15 protein-coding genes, 1 tRNA gene and 2 pseudogenes are annotated in these 19124 nt (G+C 52.0%); all 18 read right to left on the reverse strand.

Annotation, left to right across the window (positions count from 1 at the left end; all coding sequences use genetic code 11):
* Positions 1–74: 74 nt before the first annotated feature.
* Positions 75–150: transfer RNA gene (locus UC14_RS18285), tRNA-Lys, on the reverse strand.
* Between the two features lie 197 nt (positions 151–347).
* The gene (cpoB, locus tag UC14_RS18290) at positions 348–1139 is read right to left on the reverse strand and encodes a cell division protein CpoB (RefSeq protein ID WP_013576425.1); all 792 of its coding nucleotides are present in this window, start codon (positions 1137–1139) and stop codon (positions 348–350) included.
* A gap of 9 nt (positions 1140–1148) precedes the next feature.
* Positions 1149–1661, reverse strand: a complete 513-nt coding sequence (gene pal, locus UC14_RS18295) for a peptidoglycan-associated lipoprotein Pal (protein WP_013576426.1) — start codon at positions 1659–1661, stop codon at positions 1149–1151.
* Positions 1662–1709: 48 nt separating this feature from the next.
* Positions 1710–3002: a Tol-Pal system beta propeller repeat protein TolB gene (gene tolB / locus UC14_RS18300; protein WP_013576427.1), complete on the reverse strand. Its 1293-nt coding sequence runs from the start codon at positions 3000–3002 to the stop codon at positions 1710–1712.
* Between the two features lie 129 nt (positions 3003–3131).
* Positions 3132–4343 carry a cell envelope integrity protein TolA gene (gene tolA / locus UC14_RS18305; RefSeq protein ID WP_013576428.1) on the reverse strand — a complete coding sequence of 404 codons (1212 nt, stop codon included), beginning with the start codon at positions 4341–4343 and terminating at the stop codon, positions 3132–3134.
* Between the two features lie 113 nt (positions 4344–4456).
* Positions 4457–4888, reverse strand: coding sequence for a colicin uptake protein TolR (tolR, locus tag UC14_RS18310; protein ID WP_013576429.1), 432 nt, complete (start codon positions 4886–4888; stop codon positions 4457–4459).
* A gap of 11 nt (positions 4889–4899) precedes the next feature.
* Positions 4900–5589 (reverse strand): Tol-Pal system protein TolQ, encoded by a 690-nt coding sequence (gene tolQ, locus UC14_RS18315; RefSeq protein ID WP_013576430.1) that lies wholly within the window; start codon positions 5587–5589, stop codon positions 4900–4902.
* A complete protein-coding gene (gene ybgC / locus UC14_RS18320) occupies positions 5586–5990 on the reverse strand; it encodes a tol-pal system-associated acyl-CoA thioesterase (protein ID WP_013576431.1) in 405 nt (134 codons plus the stop codon). Before ybgC ends, tolQ begins: the two co-directional genes overlap by 4 nt.
* A gap of 149 nt (positions 5991–6139) precedes the next feature.
* Entirely contained in the window at positions 6140–6433 is a 294-nt protein-coding gene (gene ybgE, locus UC14_RS18325; RefSeq protein WP_013576432.1) for a cyd operon protein YbgE, read from the reverse strand.
* Positions 6434–6435: 2 nt separating this feature from the next.
* A complete protein-coding gene (gene cydX, locus UC14_RS18330) occupies positions 6436–6549 on the reverse strand; it encodes a cytochrome bd-I oxidase subunit CydX (protein ID WP_013576433.1) in 114 nt (37 codons plus the stop codon).
* A 10-nt stretch (positions 6550–6559) separates the two neighbouring features.
* On the reverse strand, positions 6560–7699 hold the full coding sequence (gene cydB, locus UC14_RS18335; protein WP_013576434.1) for a cytochrome d ubiquinol oxidase subunit II: 1140 nt from the start codon (positions 7697–7699) through the stop codon (positions 6560–6562).
* Between the two features lie 14 nt (positions 7700–7713).
* Positions 7714–9282 carry a cytochrome ubiquinol oxidase subunit I gene (gene cydA / locus UC14_RS18340; RefSeq protein WP_013576435.1) on the reverse strand — a complete coding sequence of 523 codons (1569 nt, stop codon included), beginning with the start codon at positions 9280–9282 and terminating at the stop codon, positions 7714–7716.
* Between the two features lie 723 nt (positions 9283–10005).
* A complete protein-coding gene (gene sucD / locus UC14_RS18345) occupies positions 10006–10878 on the reverse strand; it encodes a succinate--CoA ligase subunit alpha (RefSeq protein WP_013576436.1) in 873 nt (290 codons plus the stop codon).
* Complete coding sequence (gene sucC, locus UC14_RS18350) at positions 10878–12044, reverse strand: ADP-forming succinate--CoA ligase subunit beta (RefSeq protein WP_013576437.1); 1167 nt, start codon at positions 12042–12044, stop codon at positions 10878–10880. Before sucC ends, sucD begins: the two co-directional genes overlap by 1 nt.
* A gap of 92 nt (positions 12045–12136) precedes the next feature.
* Positions 12137–13366, reverse strand: coding sequence for a 2-oxoglutarate dehydrogenase complex dihydrolipoyllysine-residue succinyltransferase (odhB, locus tag UC14_RS18355; RefSeq protein ID WP_013576438.1), 1230 nt, complete (start codon positions 13364–13366; stop codon positions 12137–12139).
* A 46-nt stretch (positions 13367–13412) separates the two neighbouring features.
* A pseudogene (sucA, locus tag UC14_RS18360) lies at positions 13413–16219 on the reverse strand (2-oxoglutarate dehydrogenase E1 component).
* A gap of 400 nt (positions 16220–16619) precedes the next feature.
* Entirely contained in the window at positions 16620–17336 is a 717-nt protein-coding gene (locus UC14_RS18365; protein WP_013576440.1) for a succinate dehydrogenase iron-sulfur subunit, read from the reverse strand.
* A 19-nt stretch (positions 17337–17355) separates the two neighbouring features.
* A pseudogene (gene sdhA, locus UC14_RS18370) lies at positions 17356–19121 on the reverse strand (succinate dehydrogenase flavoprotein subunit).
* Between the last annotated feature and the right edge of the window lie 3 nt (positions 19122–19124).

Below are 19124 nucleotides of genomic sequence, written 5' to 3' on the forward strand. Positions count from 1 at the left end.
ATTGGTGGGCCGTGCTGGATTGACTCGGCTCGAACTCATCCTGCACTGCTTCACTGCATTTTCCACTTTAAAAGTGGTGGGCCGTGCTGGATTCGAACCAGCGACCAATTGATTAAAAGTCAACTGCTCTACCAACTGAGCTAACGGCCCATCTAAACCTGCTGCATATTGCCTAAATCTCTGACAGCGTTAGCCGTTTGGAGTTGTCTGGGCAACGGCGGCATATATTACTTATTTAACTTTTCAGTGCAACTTTAATTTTCAGAAAGAGTGCTAACTGATGGTGTTTCACACACTCAAGCCCAGAAAATGCACGATATGTACATTTTCCGGACCTGAACGAGGAACTATTTTGCAGATAAACGTTTTTGAGCTTGTTTTGCCGCATCGGTATTTGGGTACTGTTTCACGACCTGTGCGAAGACGGCTTTGGCTTTATCAGCCTGCCCTTTCTCCTGCATGATCACCCCAACCTTGAACATTGCGTCAGAACTTTTTGGAGACTTAGGGTAGTTTTTGACCACAACCGCAAAATAATAGGCAGCATCGTCTTTTTTACCCTTGTTGTAATACAACTGTCCCAGCCAGTAATTGGCATTAGGCTGATAAGTTGAATCAGGATATTTTTTTACGAAACTCTGAAAAGCCGCGATGGCTTCATCATACTGTTTCTTTTCCAGCGCCAGTGAAACTGCAGCATTGTAGTCACTGTTCACGTCACCGGTGCTTGCCGGGGCTTGTGCAGCACCCGCATCAGGCGTTGTGGCAGCAGAACCGGAAGCGTCACCTGTGGCTGCTGCAGCACCCGTGCTGGCGGCTCCGGCAGAACTCTGGCTTAAGCTGTCCAGTTGATTAAAAATCTGCTTCTGGCGATCACCAAGCTGACTCAACTGATATTGGTTCTCCTGGATTTGACCACGAAGAGTATCCATATCACGTTGGGTATCAGAAAGTTGTTGCTGGAGTTGAGTTAATAGCTGGCTGTGAGCGTTAGAAATACGCTCCAGAGAGGTGACCCGATCTTCAATCGAGCCTGAGCCGACATTACTGATTGGCGCTTGGGCAGTAGCGGCCCATGGGACCGCTACGCCAACCAGTAACGACAGACTCAACAAGTGAGTTCTGAAGTTACTGCTCATACTACTCTCTTAGTATACCAGTACGGCACGACGGTTTTTAGCGTATGCCGCTTCGTCATGGCCCAGTACAGCTGGTTTTTCTTTACCGTAAGAAACGATAGAGATTTGGTCAGCAGAAACGCCTTTGCCTTGCAGGTACATTTTAACAGCAGTAGCACGACGTTCGCCCAGGGCGATGTTGTACTCTGGAGTACCACGTTCGTCAGCATGACCTTCTACAGTCACTTTGTAAGACGGGTTGCTACGCAGGAAAGCAGCGTGCGCGTCCAACATCTGAGCGAATTCAGAAGACACATCGTATTTGTCCAGGCCAAAGTAAACGATGTTGTTTTTCTGCAGTTCTTGCATCTGCAGACGAGCTTGCTCTTCTGAAGACATGTTTGCGTTTTCAGTGCCTGCGCCAGAGTTCAGACCCATACCGTTGGATTGGTCGTTGTCTGCGTTCTTGTGAGAACTACAAGCAGCTACTGCCAGTACAGGCAACGCCAGCATCAGCCCTTTCAGCACTTTATTCAGTTGCATCTATTCGATCCTTTTATAATTTTTTGCCATACATAGTTTTTCTATGCATTACAGATACGGCGACCAGGCAGGAAATTTGACCTGTCCATCAGTTGCCGGAAGACGCGCTTTGAAGCGCCCATCAGTCGATACCAACTGCAATACGGAACCCAGTCCTTGAGAGGAACTGTAAATTACCATGGTGCCATTTGGTGCGAGGCTAGGCGTTTCATCCAGGAACGTGTCCGTCAATGTTTGAACGGCTCCCGTTGCCAGATCTAGTTTAGCGATGTGCTGTGTACCGCTGGCGCTGCTCACCATAACCAGGAACTTGCCATCTGTACTTACATCAGAGTCCTGATTCTGCGAGCCTTCCCAGGTCAGACGCTGAGGCGCACCGCCATTAATGTTGACTTTATAAACCTGCGGACGACCGCCCTGATCCGACGTGAATGCCAGATTCTGGCTGTCCGGGAACCAGGTTGGTTCCGTATTGTTGCTACGTCCGTTAGTCACCTGACTAATCTGGCCAGAAGACAGATTCATCACATACAGGTTCAGGCTACCGTCTTTAGACAGTGCGAAAGCCAGTTTGCTGCCATCCGGAGAGAAAGCAGGTGCACCGTTGTGACGAGGGAATGAAGCAATCTGCTTGATTGCACCGTTTGCCAGCGTCTGAACCACCAATGCTGAACGACCGCTCTCAAAGGTGACGTAAGCCAGTTTGCTGCCGTCCGGAGACCAGGCCGGAGACATCAGAGGCTCAGGTGAACGGTGAACGACAAACTGATTGTATCCATCGTAATCCGCTACACGCAGTTCATACGGGAATTTCCCGCCGTTAGTCTGCACGATATAAGCGATACGGGTACGGAATGCGCCTTTAATACCGGTCAGCTTTTCAAACACTTCATCGCTGGCGGTATGGGCGGAATAACGCAACCATTGTTTGGTCACTTTGTACTGGTTTTGCGCCAGCACGGTACCTGGTGCGCCAGAGGTATCCACCAGTTGGTAAGACACCACATAGCTGCCATCGGCTGCAGGCTGAACCTGACCGATAACAACAGCATCAATACCCAGCGCGGTCCAGGCTGCAGGGGTCACTTCTGCGGCGGAGGTTGGCTGCTGAGGCATACGTGATGCATCAATAGGATTGAATTTGCCACTGTTACGTAAGTCAGCAGCAACGATACCACCCACATCTTCAGGTGGTGTACCCGGGCCAGCCCATTTGAATGGCACAACGCCAATCGGACGAGCTGTATCTACCCCTTGGGTAATTTCAATGCGAACTTCTGCATGAACCACAGATGCCCACATCATCAAAAGGCCGAACGCTACTCGAAATGCCTGCTTCATTGTATCTCCCTTATCTGGACGTATCTGCCCGCGATAATTTAGCAGAATTTTAACAAACCAACGCACACAAAACTAGAATTACACCCTGCAAACCATCGTAAAAATCTGAAAAGTTATCATTTTCATCTTTTATTGAGGTTTGAAATCTATCGGAGCATTTTTAAATACTTCATAGACGGCTTCAGAAGGCGGTTTCGGGAACTTCGCCTGTCGGGCTGCGGCAAGCGCCGCCTGACACAGTGCAGGATCCCCACCTTCTGCCGACACACTGATTAATGAGCCATCAGGGTTCATTTTAACGCGCAACGCACAGGTTTTGCCTGTATAAGATGACGCGTCATAGAATCTGCTCTCGATGGCAGCCTTAATCTGGCTACCATAGTTCGCAATATCAGCCCCGGATGCCCCCGCCTTTTTCTGAGTCCCCTTCCCTGAAGGAGCAGAAGCGCCGCCACCTGTTGCGCCTTTCGGTGCATTTTTGGAGTCGGCAAGGCCATCAAATAAGTTATTCGCATCAGCGGCTTCTTTGGCTGCTGCGGCGGCGGCAGCTTTTTTATCCGCTGCAGCTTTCTTGGCAGCAGCGGCAGCTTCCGCTTTTTTCTCTGCGGCAGCGGCAGCTTTTGCATCGGCGGCGGCTTTGGCATCGGCGTCAGCTTGTGCCTTCGCATCAGCCGCGGCCTGAGCTTTTGCCTCAGCAGCAGCCTGTTTTTTGGCTTCTGCGGCCGCTTCTTTCTTAGCGTCCGCTTCGGCTTGTTTCTTCGCTGCGGCAGCGGCGGCGGCAGCTTCAGCCTCTGCTTGTTTTTTAGCATCAGCTTGTGCTTTAGCCGCTTCTTTCGCAGCATCTGCTTTCGCCTGAGCGGCCGCTTTGGCCGCTTCAGCCTTCGCTTGTGCGGCAGCAGCTTCTGCCTGTTTCTGCTGTTCTTTCGCCTGCTCAGCGGCTTGTTCAGCCTGCTTCTGCTGCTGGGCCTGTTCCTGAGCCTGCTGCTTGGCATTTTCCTGCGCTTGCAGACGCTCTTTCTCAAGTTCTTTCAGGCGTTGCTGTTCTGCGGCCTGTTTCTGTTGCAGCTCTTCAGCCTGTTGTTCTGATTTTTTCTGACGCGCTGCGGCAGCACGTTGGGAATCAGCCTGTTGCTGCTGCTGACGGTTGTACTGATCGACCACGGCACTTGGATCAACCATTACGGCAGAGATATCGCTACCGCCACCGCCGCCACTCATGCTGGTATCTTCGTCCAGCGATCCCCAAATCAACAGGGCTATAATGATGATATGCAGAACGACCGAAACAATAACGGCGCGTTTGAGCTTATCGTTTTGTTCAGTTGCAGTTGCCTTTACCAAAATAGATTTCCCAAGACAGGATTACTAAAAACCCGGTTTCCTGTATTGCCTGTCATACTTTTAACAAGCCAGAGAATGCCGGGTTTCAAATAAGTGTTACAAATTACCTATCCTCAGATAGGTTGTGTCATCAATCCGACAGACTTCACGCCAGCCTGATGCAGCATGTTCAGCGCCTTAATAATTTCATCATAAGGCACATCTTTCGCACCACCGATCAGAAATACCGTCTTCGGATTGGCCTGAATACGGCTGGTCGCTTCCGCGATCACCTGCTGTTCAGGCAATTGTTCCATACGCTGATGGTCAACCACGATGGTGTATTGACCCACGCCAGACACTTCAACAATCACTGGCGGATTATCATCGCTGGACACCGTTTTAGAATCCGTTGCGTCAGGCAAATCAACTTCCACACTCTGGGTAATGATGGGCGCTGTTGCCATAAAAATCAGTAACAGAACCAGCAGTACGTCCAGCAGCGGAACGATATTGATCTCCGACTTACCTTCGCGACGGTTACGACGACCTCGTGAACGAGCCATACTCTCCCCCTTTAGTTACTGCTGGTTTCGCGAGAGAAAGCCTGACGGTGCAGGATAGCCGTGAATTCTTCCATGAAGTTATCGTAGTTTTGCTCAAGCTTGTTCACACGCTGGTTCAGGCGGTTGTACGCCATAACAGCAGGGATAGCGGCAAACAGACCAATCGCGGTGGCGATCAGTGCTTCTGCGATACCCGGAGCAACCATTTGCAACGTTGCCTGTTTCACAGAACCTAAACCGATAAAGGCGTGCATGATCCCCCAGACTGTACCGAACAGACCGATATAAGGGCTGATAGAACCGACAGTACCAAGGAACGGAATGTGAGTTTCAAGTGATTCGAGTTCACGGTTAAAAGAAATACGCATCGCACGTGAAGAACCTTCAATCACGGCTTCTGGCGCGTGGCTGTTGGCACGATGAAGACGGGCGAACTCTTTAAAACCGGAATGGAAGATCTGCTCTGCCCCGCTCAGGGTTTCGCGGCGGCCCTGACTTTCCTGATACAGACGGGAAAGTTCGATACCGGACCAGAATTTATCTTCGAACGCTTCTGCCTCGCGGGTGGCGGCATTCAGCACCTTGGTGCGTTGAATGATGATCGCCCAGGACGCGATAGAGAAGCACACCAGGACAAGCATAATCAGCTTGACCAGGATGCTGGCCTTCAAAAATAAATCAAGAATGTTCATGTCAGTCACTGCTTAAACTCCGCGACAATAGACTTAGGAAGCGCTCGGGGCTTCATTTGGTTTGGATCAATGCATGCGATCAACACTTCTGCAGAACTCAGAAGGTTTCCATGCGAATCAAGAATTCGTTGTGCAAAAGTAAGAGAAGCTCCGCGAATGGACGTAATCTCACTCTGAACATCCAGCAGGTCATCTAAGCGAGCTGGTGCAAAGTATTCGACCGTCATGCGGCGGACAGCAAAAGCGACGTGTTCACTCAGCAACTGCTGCTGGTGAAAATTGCGTTGGCGCAACATCTCTGTGCGAGCCCTTTCATAAAAGGCGACGTATCGGGCATGGTAGACCACACCTCCCGCGTCTGTGTCCTCAAAATAGACACGAACCGGCCATCGGAACAACGAATTACTCACTGTACATCCCGTAATGCAATTTGACGGCACTACTATACGCAAGAGAATTGGGGTTGGGAATGGGTAGGATTGCTGGAATGAAAATAATTATGGGCCAGCACGGCCCATAAGAAAATTACTGTAAATTTGTCTTTTTTTTATGCAAAAAATCAGCTGAAAAAGTAATAAAGTCCTGCAGCTAGCGCAATCATCGCCAGCAATGGCGAGAAGAAAGCCTTCCAGACTGATTTATTCGGGCGAAAACCCAGGCCGTGGATCACGCCACTGCACACAGCCCATATCAAAATGAGCCCATGCCAGACTTCAAGCTGACTGGTCGACGAGGCAAACATGCCCGGTTTCCAGAAAACGCAACCGGCCAGTGCCAGTGACATCACAAGCGAAAGGGCCCGCAAGGGGCCCTTGTCTGTGATGGCGTAGAGTTTATCCACGATCACACTCATTATTACTTCTCTTCTTTAGCCGCTTTATTGGCTTCGCTGTGTTCAAACGCCAGCGCGGTAATGATACCGAATGAGCAAGCCAGTAAGGTGCCGAGGATCCAGGCAAAATACCACATGGTGTTCTCCTTAATACAACGAATGCTTGTTGTTCTCGATGTAGTGTTTATCGAGGCGCCCGAACATCTTGTAATACGCCCATGAGGTGTAAATCAGGATGATTGGCACAAAGATACAAGCGACAACGGTCATCACTCTCAGCGTCAACAGCGTAGATGTTGCATCCCACATTGTCAGGCTGGCATTCGGTTCAGTGATAGAAGGCATCACGAACGGGAACATAGTGATACCGGCAGTCAGGATCACACAGGCGATAGTCAGTGAGTTACTGATGAACGCCAGCGCGGCTTTATTCATGCGCGAGAACAAAATGGTCAGCAGCGGCAAAATCACACCTAACGCAGGAATTGCCCACAGGCCCGGCGTCTTGTTGAAGTTCGCCAGCCATGCACCCGCTTCATGAGACACAGTTTTGCGCAGCGGGTTAGACGGACCCGCGTGATCCATAACGGATGTCACGGTGAAGCCATCAATCCCTTTCACTAACCAGATACCCGCCAGCAGGAAGCACACCATCATCACCAGCGCAGAAATCTGCGACGCGGTACGGGTACGCAGGTGCAGTTCACCCACAGTACGCATTTGCAGGTAGGTAGCGCCCTGGGTGATCAGCATAGTCAGGCTCACCAGACCGGCCAGAATGCCGTACGGGTTCAGCAAGCCCAGCAGATTACCGGTGTAGAACAGACGCAGGTCGCTGTCGATATGGAACGGCACCCCTAACAGAAGGTTACCGAAGGCCACACCGAACACCAGAGCGGGCACGAAGCTGCCGATAAAGATGCCCCAGTCCCACATGCCACGCCAGCGAGCGCTCTCGAGTTTTGAACGGTAATCAAAGCCCAGCGGACGGAAGAACAAGGCGCACAACACCAGCACCATCGCGGCATAGAAGCCGGAGAAAGCCGCTGCGTAGACCATCGGCCAGGCAGCGAACAATGCGCCACCGGCCGTAATCAGCCAGACCTGGTTGCCGTCCCAGTGCGGGGCGATGGCGTTAATCATCACGCGGCGGTCAGTATCGGTTTTACCGATAATGCGCACCAGGATGCCTACGCCCATATCAAATCCATCGGTGACGGCGAAGCCGATAAACAGCACGCCAATCAGCACCCACCAGATGAACCGTAAAACTTCATAATCAAACATAAGTGGACTCCCTATTACCGAGCTTGCTCAAGTGGCGCTGAAGTTTGTTCATAATGATAACGGCCAGTTTTCAGGCTGCTTGGGCCCAGGCGCGCATATTTGAACATCAGGAACATTTCAGCGACCAGGAACAGGGTGTACAGACCGCAGATGAGGATCATCGAGGACAGTACATCACCCACAGTCAGTGAAGAGTGTGCAACCGCAGTCGGTAACACTTCACCAATCGCCCAAGGCTGACGGCCATATTCAGCCACGAACCAGCCCGCTTCGACAGCAATCCACGGTAATGGCAGGCCGATGAATACCGCGCGGTGTAACCAGCGTTTCTGACCAATCTTGCCGCGCAGGACAGTATAGAAGGACAGCGCAATCAGGACGAACATCAGGATGCCGCAGGCAACCATGATACGGAATGCGAAGTACAGAGGCAGAACGCGTGGAATAGAATCTTTGGTCGCTTTCTGAATCTGTGCGTCAGTCGCTCCCGCCGGGTTGTCGGTATAGCGTTTGAGCAACATACCGTAGCCCAGATCCTGCTTAGCATTTTCAAAATCGCTGCGGACTTTCGGGTCAGTATTGCCCGAACGCAGTTCTTCCAGCAGGGTGTACGCTTTCATACCGTTGCGGATACGCACTTCATGTTGCGCCATCAGGTCTTTCAGACCAGTAACCGGCGTATCCACGGAACGCGTAGCAATCAGGCCGAGCAGGTAAGGAATTTGAATGGAATATTCATTTTCCATTTTGTCCTGATTAGGCATGCCGAACAGCGTGAAACTTGCCGGTGCAGGTTGGGTATCCCACTCTGCTTCGATAGCCGCCAGTTTGGTTTTCTGTACGTCACCCATTTCATAACCGGATTCATCACCCAGTACGATAACGGAGAGCACTGCGGCCAGACCGAAGCTTGCAGCGATAGCAAATGAACGCTTCGCAAAACCTACGTCGCGGCCTTTTAACAGGTAGTAAGAGCTGATAGCCAGAATGAACATCGCGCCAGTCACATAACCAGACGCTACGGTATGAACGAATTTAACCTGTGCGACCGGGTTCAGAACCAGCTCAGAGAAGCTGACCATTTCCATACGCATGGTTTCGTAGTTGAAGGTCGATGCAATCGGGTTTTGCATCCAGCCGTTCGCCACCAGGATCCACAGTGCTGACAAGTTTGAGCCAAGGGCAACAAACCAGGTCACTGTCATATGCTGAACTTTAGAAAGACGGTCCCATCCGAAGAAGAACAGGCCCACTAAAGTGGATTCCAGGAAGAACGCCATTAAACCTTCAATCGCCAGAGGCGCACCGAAGATATCACCGACGTAATGTGAGAAATATGACCAGTTAGTCCCGAACTGGAATTCCATGGTTAAACCGGTTGCAACGCCCAATGCAAAGTTAATTGCAAAAAGTTTGCCCCAGAATTTGGTCATATCTTTATAGATTTGTTTGCCGGAAAGCACATAAACCGTTTCCATAATTGCCAGTAAAAACGCCATACCCAGCGTTAATGGGACAAATAGGAAATGGTACATGGCTGTTAAAGCAAACTGTAAACGCGACAGTTCAACGATATCAAACATCTTGACCCCTTGCTCCTCGGAGGAAGACCCCAAATTGCGATCTCTGACGAACCGGTTGCCGGAACGCCTCATGACTACCAGTATTCAAATGTGTGCAGAACAGAGAGCCAGCATTCAGTGCGAGTAACGCTGTCAGCGGGACACTCTGAACCCGGAAAAAGCGCGATCAGCGGGCCTGTAACAGGCTGATGAACGGGCAAAATCACGGGAAAAATAATCATACAAAAAACGGATGGTTACAGGAGCATTATGTTACGCCAGTAATCCCACACATTAAATAGGTTTTTTAGTGACCCAAAGCGGATTTCCGTGTACAGGTCAATTTAAGAACAAAACAGTGATAATCGCTGTAATTGATCTGACGCAATTTAAGCCTATCTCATTGTTTATTTCTATAATGTCTTCATCAATTTCGAAAAAAATATTTCAGGATGTTAACCGTTGGTTTCATTGAGCTTTAAGGGTGGCCTTTATGTTAATTAATTGTGTTTATATGGTTATCGTTAATATTTATTTTGCTACCTGTTTAAACCTAATTATTAACCTTTTATTTCCAATGAACCTATCGTGCTGTGTTAATAAATATAGCTCAATTCAGCGAATGTTAACTATTTCGCTTAAAATAAAAAAGGCCACCCGAAGGTGGCCAACATGTCGAATCTTTTTCTTAAATAAAATGGCTTCACCCGCACCGTAATTTCACCGGTGCGGGTGGGGTAATACTTATTGCGGAAGCAATGATTTCACGGCTTCGCCGATATCGGCCAGGCTGCGAACGGTTTTCACGCCTGCCGCTTCCAGCGCTGCAAATTTCTCATCAGCAGTGCCTTTACCACCGGCAATGATGGCGCCTGCATGGCCCATACGTTTGCCTTTAGGCGCAGTCACACCCGCGATATAGCCCACAACCGGTTTGGTCACGTGTGCTTTGATGTACGCGGCAGCTTCTTCTTCCGCGTTACCACCGATTTCACCGATCATCACGATCACTTCAGTCTGTGGATCTTCCTGGAACAGCTTCAGGATATCGATGAAGTTAGAGCCCGGTATCGGGTCACCGCCGATACCGACGCAGGTAGACTGGCCGTAACCGTAATCAGTTGTCTGTTTAACGGCTTCATACGTCAGCGTACCGGAACGGGAAACGATGCCCACTTTGCCTGGCAGATGAATGTGGCCCGGCATGATGCCGATTTTGCATTCGCCCGGCGTGATAACACCCGGACAGTTTGGCCCGATCATCACTGCATCGCTCTGATCCAGTTTCACTTTAACCACCAGCATATCCAGCGTCGGAATGCCTTCAGTGATACAGATGATCAGTTTAATACCTGCATCCAGCGCTTCCAGAATAGAGTCTTTACAGAACGGTGCCGGCACATAAATCACAGACGCCGTTGCGCCGGTAGTTTCTACCGCTTCACGCACGGTATTGAACACTGGCAAGCCCAGATGCTCGGTGCCGCCTTTGCCTGGCGTAACGCCGCCAACCATTTTGGTGCCGTAAGCGATGGCTTGTTCGGAGTGGAAAGTCCCCTGGCTACCGGTGAAACCCTGGCAGATAACTTTGGTGTTCTTGTTGATTAAAATCGACATTATTTCCCCTCCACTGCCGCGACAACTTGTTGAGCCGCATTCGTCAGGCTGGTCGCTGCAATGATGTTCAAACCGCTGTCTGCCAGTTTTTTGGCACCCAGCTCGGCATTGTTACCTTCAAGACGCACCACAACCGGTACGCTGACGCCCACTTCTTCCACCGCGCCGATGATACCGTCGGCGATCAGGTCGCAACGAACGATACCGCCGAAGATGTTAACGAAGACAGCTTTGACTTTTTCATCGGACAGGATGATTTTGAAGGCTTCGGTCACGCGTTCTTTGGTTGCGCCACCGCCAACATCCAGGAAGTTAGCCGGTTCGCCACCGTGCAGTTTCACGATATCCATGGTACCCATTGCCAGACCGGCACCGTTCACCATGCAGCCGATGTTGCCGTCGAGTGCAACGTAGTTCAGTTCCCACTGCGCTGCCTGAGATTCACGGGCATCTTCCTGGCTGTAATCGCGCATTTCACGCAATTCTGGCTGACGGAACAAGGCGTTGCCGTCTGCACCCAGTTTGCCGTCGAGGCAGATCAGGTCGCCAGCGGTAGTCACCACCAGCGGGTTGATTTCGATCAGCGCCAGATCGCGCTCAAGGAAGATGTTCGCCAGACCCATGAAGATCTTGGTGAACTGCTGAACCTGCTTACCGGTCAGGCCCAGTTTGAAAGCCAGTTCGCGCCCCTGATAAGGCTGCGGACCTGCCAGCGGATCCAGTGCCACTTTATGGATCAGGTGTGGCGTCTCTTCTGCCACTTTCTCAATTTCCACGCCGCCTTCTGTAGACGCCATGAACACCACGCGACGGGAGCTGCGATCCACTACCGCACCGAGGTACAGTTCCTGATCGATATCCGTTGCCGCTTCAACCAGGATCTGGTTAACCGGCTGACCGCTGGCGTCTGTCTGGTAAGTGACCAGACGTTTACCCAGCCAGTGCTCAGCAAAAGCGCGGATCTCTTCTTTGCTTTTGACCACTTTCACGCCGCCCGCTTTACCGCGGCCACCGGCATGAACCTGACATTTCACCACCCACGGACCGGCACCGATTTTCGATGCAGCCTCTTCCGCTTCACGCGGGGTGGAACAGGCGAAGCCCGTCGGTGCTGGCAGGCCGTAGCGCAGGAACAGCTGTTTCGCCTGATACTCGTGTAAATTCATGATGTTCTATCCATTCTTAGTAGGAAGGCTTATCAGGGCACAGCGAACTGTGCCGCAGATTTTTCGATCTCTAATCTTTCGCAGTGCCGGGACTAGACGTCCAGCAGCAGACGAGCCGGATCTTCCAGCATCTCTTTAATGGTCACCAGGAAGCCGACCGATTCACGGCCATCAACCAGACGGTGATCGTAGGACAGCGCCAGATACATCATTGGCAAAATCACTACCTGACCATTGACCGCCATAGGACGATCTTTAATGGCATGCATGCCGAGGATCGCACTCTGTGGTGGGTTGATGATTGGCGTGGACATCAGGGAGCCGAAGACGCCGCCGTTGGTCACAGTAAAGTTACCGCCGGTCAGTTCTTCCACTTTCAGTTTGCCGTCACGACCTTTGATCGCCAGCTCTTTGATTTGCTTCTCGATATCCGCCATGCCCAGCGTATCGACATCACGCAGAACCGGGGTCACCAGGCCGCGTGGCGTGGATACCGCGATGCTGACATCGAAATAGTTGTGGTAAACCACATCCTCGCCGTCAATAGAGGCATTCACTTCCGGGTAGCGTTTCAGTGCTTCAACCACGGCTTTCAGATAGAAAGACATGAAGCCCAGACGCACGCCGTGACGTTTTTCGAAACCATCACCGTACTGCTTACGCAGATCCATGATTGGCTTCATGTTGATTTCGTTGAAGGTCGTCAGCATCGCAGTGCTGTTCTTCGCTTCAAGCAGACGCTCAGCAACACGCTTACGCAGACGGGTCATAGGCACACGTTTTTCGCTACGTGAACCCAGAGCCGGAGCGGCGCTGGTCGCTGCCGGAGCGGCGGCTGGCGCGGCTGCCGGTTTCGCGTCTTTGGCTTTCGCCAGATGCTGTTCGATATCTTCACGGGTCAGACGACCACCAACACCGCTGCCTTTAATCGCGCTGGCATCCAGAGAATGTTCAGCAATCAGGCGGCGGATAGCCGGGCTGAGTGCGTCGTTGTTCTCTTCTTCCAGTGCTGCTGTGTGGCGTGCCGCAGGAGTCGCTTCTTTATCGGAGCTTTTCTCAGTGCTTGGCTTACCGCTGCTGTTACCCGGACGAATACGCGCCAGGATCTGACGGGAAATGACCGTCGCACCTTCGTCTTCGATAATGCTGTCCAGGATACCGGCTTCACTCGCCGGGACTTCCAGAACCACTTTGTCGGTTTCAATTTCTACCAGTACATCGTCACGCTCAACACTGTCGCCCGGCTTTTTGTGCCAGGTGGCAACCGTCGCATCCGCAACGGATTCAGGAAGGTCAGGGACCAGAATATCTACGCTACTCATTATCAATCCTTCTTATGTTCCATATAGTTAACTGACACCGACGCGGTTATTTAACGTTCAGCGCATCGTTAACCAGATCTTGCTGTTGCTTCTGGTGAACGGACATGTAGCCCACTGCCGGAGAGGCAGAGGCCGGGCGTCCTGCGTAACGTAAAGAAGCCCCGAAAGGAATCACTTCACGGAAATTGTGCTGGCTGCAATACCACGCGCCCTGGTTCAGTGGCTCTTCCTGACACCAGACGAAATCATGAACGTGTGAGAATTTCTCAAGCACTTCCTGAATTGCCTTGTGCGGGAACGGGTAAAGCTGTTCGATGCGGACAATCGCCACATCGGTTTGCTCGTTTTTGCGACGTTGTTCCAGCAGGTCGTAATAAACCTTACCGGAGCACATCACCACGCGCTTAACCTGTTTCGGATCCAGTTCGTCGACTTCACCAATCGCTGGCAGGAAGCTGCCGTCAGCCAACTCCTCAAGCGTAGAAACCGCCAGAGGATGACGCAACAGAGACTTCGGTGACATCACGATCAGCGGACGGCGCATACCGCGCAGTGCCTGACGGCGGATCATGTGGTAAACCTGCGCCGGGGTAGACGGGATACATACCTGCATATTTTGCTCAGCGCAAAGTTGCAGATAACGTTCCAGACGCGCGGAGGAGTGCTCCGGCCCCTGCCCTTCGTAGCCGTGCGGCAGCAGCATCACCAGACCACACATGCGGCCCCATTTCTGTTCGCCGGAACTGATGAACTGGTCGATAACCACCTGTGCACCGTTGGCGAAGTCACCGAACTGCGCTTCCCAGATGGTCAGGGTGCGCGGTTCAGCGGTCGCGTAACCGTATTCAAAGGCCAGCACCGCTTCTTCGGAAAGCACGGAATCCCAGACATTGAATTCGCCCTGGCTGTTATGAATATTGGCCAGCGGCACGTACACGGAACCGTTTTTCTGGTTATGGATCACCGCATGGCGATGGAAGAAGGTGCCGCGGCCGGTATCTTCACCGGACAGACGAATCGGAATACCTTCATCTACCAGCGTAGCGTAGGCCAGATTTTCCGCGCCACCCCAGTCGAACTTCTTATTGCCTTCGGCCATCTCGTTACGGTCGCCGTAAATCTTGGCAACGCGGGATTGCATTTCGATAGCATCAGGCACATGGCTGACACGACGCGCCAGTTCCTGCAGGCGTTTCAGCTCGACCTTGTTCGGATAAGCCTCATCCCACTCATGATTCAGATACGGTGACCAGGTGAAAGTGTGCATGTCATTCTGACGCCACTCTTCCACCACGCATTCACCGGCATCCAGCGCATCGCGGTACAGGTTGACCATTTCCGTGGCATCTTCGAGGCTGGCTACGTTTTGCTCAGTCAGGACATCAGCGTAAATCTTGCGTGGCGTCGGGTGTTTCTTGATCTTGTTGTACATCAGCGGCTGGGTTGCGCTAGGTTCGTCGGCCTCGTTATGGCCGTGGCGACGGTAGCAAACCAGGTCGATCATGACGTCACGTTTAAAGGTGTTACGGAAATCCAATGCCAGGCGGGTCACGAAAGCCACCGCTTCAGGGTCATCGGCATTGACGTGGAAAATCGGTGCCTGCACCATTTTCGCGATATCGGTACAGTAATCGGTAGAACGCGCATCTTTCGGATTCGAGGTGGTGAAGCCCACCTGGTTATTGATGACGATACGCACGGTACCGCCCACTTCATAACCGCGTGCCAGCGACATGTTCAGGGTTTCCTGAACCACACCCTGACCGGTAATGGCCGCGTCACCGTGAATGGTGATTGGCAGAACCATGTTGCTGCGCGCTTCGTCCAGACGATCACGACGGGCACGAACAGAACCGATGACGACCGGGCTGACGATTTCCAGGTGCGACGGGTTAAACGCCAGCGCCAGGTGAACCATACCGCCTTCGGTTTCCACATCAGACGAATAACCCATGTGGTATTTCACATCACCGGTGCCCAGGTGTTCTTTATGCTTACCGGAGAATTCGTCGAACAGGTCCTGAGGTTTTTTGCCCAGCACGTTGATCAGCACGTTCAGACGACCGCGGTGCGCCATACCCAGCACGACTTCGCGGGTTCCGTTTTTGCCGGCATGACGGATCATTTCTTTCAGCATCGGAACCAGCGCATCGCCACCTTCGAGTGAGAAGCGTTTTGCACCCGGGAATTTCGCCCCCAGATAACGCTCCAGACCTTCTGCAGCGTCAGCTCTTTAAGAAACGTTTTCTTCTCATCATTGGTGAAACTCGCACGACCTGCCACGGATTCAATTCGCTGTTGGATCCAGCGTTTCTCTTCAGTGTTGGTAATGTGCATGTATTCCGCACCAATGGAACCGCAATAGGTTTGCTTCAGGGCTTTATACAGCTCGCCGAGCTGCATGGTTTCCTTGCCAATGGCAAATGAACCGACGTTGAAGGTTTCCTGGAAATCAGCTTCAGTCAGATGGTGGAACGCCGGGTCCAGATCAGGCACGGCGTCCAGCTTCCACAGGCCGAGGGGATCAAGGTTTGCGTTCTGATGACCACGGAAGCGGAAGGCGTTGATTAACTGCAGCACCTTGACTTGCTTGGCATCCGTTTCCGGATCGCTGATGGAGGAGTTATAACGTGACGCGTCTTTCGCCAGGCGGCGGAAGTAGTCCCGAGTTTGAGAATGGAGTTGCTCTGGTTTCACACCCACTGTTGGTAGCTGTTTAAAAATCGAACGCCAGCTATCGTCAACGGAACCAGGATCGGTTAAGTAGTCTTCATAGAGTTGCTCTATGTAAGACTGGTTTGCACCCGCCAGATAGGAGGAATCCAGCCAGGCCTTCATTGCGCCGTTCTGCATCGTGATCCCTTAAGCTTTGAAGCTTTAGTTTTCGCCGTGGTTAATAATAATGACCGTGATACACCGCGGTAAAACGGTTTTCCATACTAAAACAGTTCGTTGGTTGAGCGGTTGGCTCTTCAAGGAACCTTCAGAAATCCGCCATGCGCGTGACTGATTTTTGAAGTTACCCTGCTTATTTCTGCTGCCTTTCGGGGGATTTTTATCTCCCGGTTTTTGACCCGGCTATCTTACTCCAGTCAGGCGCAACTTTGTTGCACTTGTTGCTACTTTGTTATTAAAAAATTAATTATTTGCTATCCCCACCTCAGTTACCACATTTGTAACTAAAGAAAGCGAAAAACCGGTGGTAACTAAATAACAGCGGGAACCTGAGTTCCCGCTGTGCGTGGCTTATCAATCAGGCACCGCGTTGTAGCAGCATCGATTTAATATGGCCGATAGCCTTGGTCGGGTTCAGCCCCTTTGGACATACACTCACACAGTTCATGATGCTGTGGCAGCGGAATACGCTGAAAGCATCATTCAGATCGTCAAGGCGCGATTGAGTCTCGGTATCGCGGCTGTCGATCAGGAAACGGTAAGCGGCCAGAAGGCCTGCCGGACCGACAAACTTGTCGGGATTCCACCAGAAAGACGGGCAGGACGTTGAACAGCAGGCGCAGAGAATACATTCGTACAATCCGTCCAGCTTTTCGCGGTCATCCGGCATTTGCAAATGTTCACGCGCCGGAGGATTTTTCCCATCATTCAACAAGTAAGGCTTAATCTTCTCATACTGCTTATAGAATTGTCCCATGTCTACTACAAGGTCACGGACAACCGGTAACCCCGGCAACGGACGGATTACAATTTTCTTGCTGCCGTTACGCAACGTCGAGACTGGTGTGATACACGCCAGGCCGTTTTTGCCGTTCATGTTGACGCCATCTGACCCGCAAACACCTTCACGGCATGAGCGGCGGAAAGCCAGCGTCGGATCCTGTTCTTTCAGCAAAATCAGCGCGTCGAGCAACATCATATCGCGCCCTTCTTTAGCTTCCAGCACGTAATCTTTCATGTACGGCACGTCATCAACGTCCGGGTTGTAGCGATAAATCGAAAATTCAATTTTCATAATCTGTCTCCGCTCCGCCCTAGTAAGTACGCGCTTTCGGCGGGAACGCCGCGCGAAGCTTAGGCTGCATGTTCACCTCACGGCGGGTCATGCTTTCTGTTTCTGGCTGATACAACGTGTGGCACAACCAATTCGCATCATCACGCTCAGGGAAGTCGAAACGGCTGTGAGCACCACGGCTTTCAGTGCGGTAGTTTGCAGAGACAGCGGTGGAGAACGCAGTTTCCATCAGATTATCCAGTTCCAGACACTCAACGCGCTGGGTGTTGAACTCTGAGGACGTATCATCCAGACGGGCAGATTTCAGACGCTCGCGGATCACTTTCAGTTCTTCCAGACCTTTCGCCATCGCATCACCTTCACGGAATACCGAGAAGTTGTTCTGCATGCACGATTGCAGGTCTTTACGGATAGCCACCGGATCTTCACCTGAACGGGTGTTGTTCCAGCGGTTCAGACGCTCCAGAGATACATCAATGTCGTCCTGAGAAGCATCACGGCTTTCGCCCTGCTCAGTGATAGATTCCTGCAGATGCATACCCGCTGCACGACCAAACACCACCAGATCCAGCAGTGAGTTACCACCAAGGCGGTTAGCGCCGTGAACCGATACGCAGGCGATTTCGCCGACCGCGAACAGCCCAGGGATCACTTCATCCTGACCCTGCGCGTTCACACGCAGCGCCTGACCGGTCACTTTGGTCGGAATACCGCCCATCATGTAGTGGCAGGTTGGGATAACAGGGATCGGTTCTTTCACCGGATCGACGTGTGCGAAGGTACGCGACAGTTCAAGGATGCCCGGCAGGCGGGATTCCAGAACGTCTTTACCCAGATGATCGAGTTTCAGTTTAGCGTGCGGGCCCCACGACCTTCGCAGCCACGGCCTTCACGGATTTCGATCATGATGGAACGCGCCACCACGTCACGACCCGCCAGGTCTTTGGCATTCGGCGCATAACGTTCCATGAAACGTTCGCCGTCTTTATTGAGCAGATAACCGCCTTCACCACGGCAGCCTTCTGTCACCAGAACGCCTGCGCCGGCGATACCGGTCGGGTGGAACTGCCACATTTCCATGTCCTGCACCGGAACACCTGCACGTAACGCCATGCCAACACCGTCGCCAGTATTAATGTGGGCGTTGGTGGTGGACTGGTAAATACGGCCTGCGCCGCCGGTCGCCAGTACGGTGGCTTTGGCTTTGAAATACACCACTTCGCCGGTTTCAATACAGATTGCGGTACAGCCGACGATCGCGCCGTCCTGGTTTTTCACTAAATCCAGTGAATACCATTCAGAGAAAATCGTGGTGCCTTTTTTCAGGTTTTGCTGATACAGCGTGTGCAGCAAGGCGTGACCGGTACGGTCAGCGGCGGCCGCAGTACGTGCCGCCTGCTCGCCACCGAAGTTTTTCGACTGGCCGCCAAACGGACGCTGATAAATGCGGCCATCTTCAAGACGGGAGAAAGGCAGCCCCATGTGTTCGAGTTCCAGAATCGCTTCCGGCCCGGTTTTACACATATATTCAATGGCGTCCTGGTCACCGATATAGTCGGAACCTTTTACGGTGTCGTACATGTGCCATTCCCAGTCATCCTCATGGGTGTTACCCAGCGCGACGGTGATACCGCCCTGCGCGGACACCGTATGGGAGCGGGTCGGGAAGACTTTTGAAATCAGGGCGCAAGACAGCCCCATTTGTGAAATCTGTAACGCGGCACGCATACCGGCGCCACCTGCACCGATGACGACAGCATCAAACTCTCTGACTGGCAGATTCATTTA

The sequence above is a fragment of the Rahnella sp. NRRL B-41462 genome, assembly GCF_003263525.1.
Lineage (GTDB): Bacteria > Pseudomonadota > Gammaproteobacteria > Enterobacterales > Enterobacteriaceae > Rahnella > Rahnella aceris.

Excerpts from the sequence above, each read along its gene's own strand:
- cydA (WP_013576435.1), bottom strand. The coding sequence starts at position 9,282 with ATGTTTGATATCGTTGAACTGTCGCGTTTACAGTTTGCTTTAACAGCC.
- tolR (WP_013576429.1), bottom strand. The coding sequence starts at position 4,888 with ATGGCTCGTTCACGAGGTCGTCGTAACCGTCGCGAAGGTAAGTCGGAG.
- odhB (WP_013576438.1), bottom strand. The coding sequence starts at position 13,366 with ATGAGTAGCGTAGATATTCTGGTCCCTGACCTTCCTGAATCCGTTGCG.
- sucC (WP_013576437.1), bottom strand. The coding sequence starts at position 12,044 with ATGAATTTACACGAGTATCAGGCGAAACAGCTGTTCCTGCGCTACGGC.
- cpoB (WP_013576425.1), bottom strand. The coding sequence starts at position 1,139 with ATGAGCAGTAACTTCAGAACTCACTTGTTGAGTCTGTCGTTACTGGTT.
- ybgE (WP_013576432.1), bottom strand. The coding sequence starts at position 6,433 with ATGAGTGTGATCGTGGATAAACTCTACGCCATCACAGACAAGGGCCCC.
- cydX (WP_013576433.1), bottom strand. The coding sequence starts at position 6,549 with ATGTGGTATTTTGCCTGGATCCTCGGCACCTTACTGGCTTGCTCATTC.
- pal (WP_013576426.1), bottom strand. The coding sequence starts at position 1,661 with ATGCAACTGAATAAAGTGCTGAAAGGGCTGATGCTGGCGTTGCCTGTA.
- cydB (WP_013576434.1), bottom strand. The coding sequence starts at position 7,699 with ATGTTTGATTATGAAGTTTTACGGTTCATCTGGTGGGTGCTGATTGGC.
- sucD (WP_013576436.1), bottom strand. The coding sequence starts at position 10,878 with ATGTCGATTTTAATCAACAAGAACACCAAAGTTATCTGCCAGGGTTTC.
- UC14_RS18365 (WP_013576440.1), bottom strand. The coding sequence starts at position 17,336 with ATGAAAATTGAATTTTCGATTTATCGCTACAACCCGGACGTTGATGAC.
- tolB (WP_013576427.1), bottom strand. The coding sequence starts at position 3,002 with ATGAAGCAGGCATTTCGAGTAGCGTTCGGCCTTTTGATGATGTGGGCA.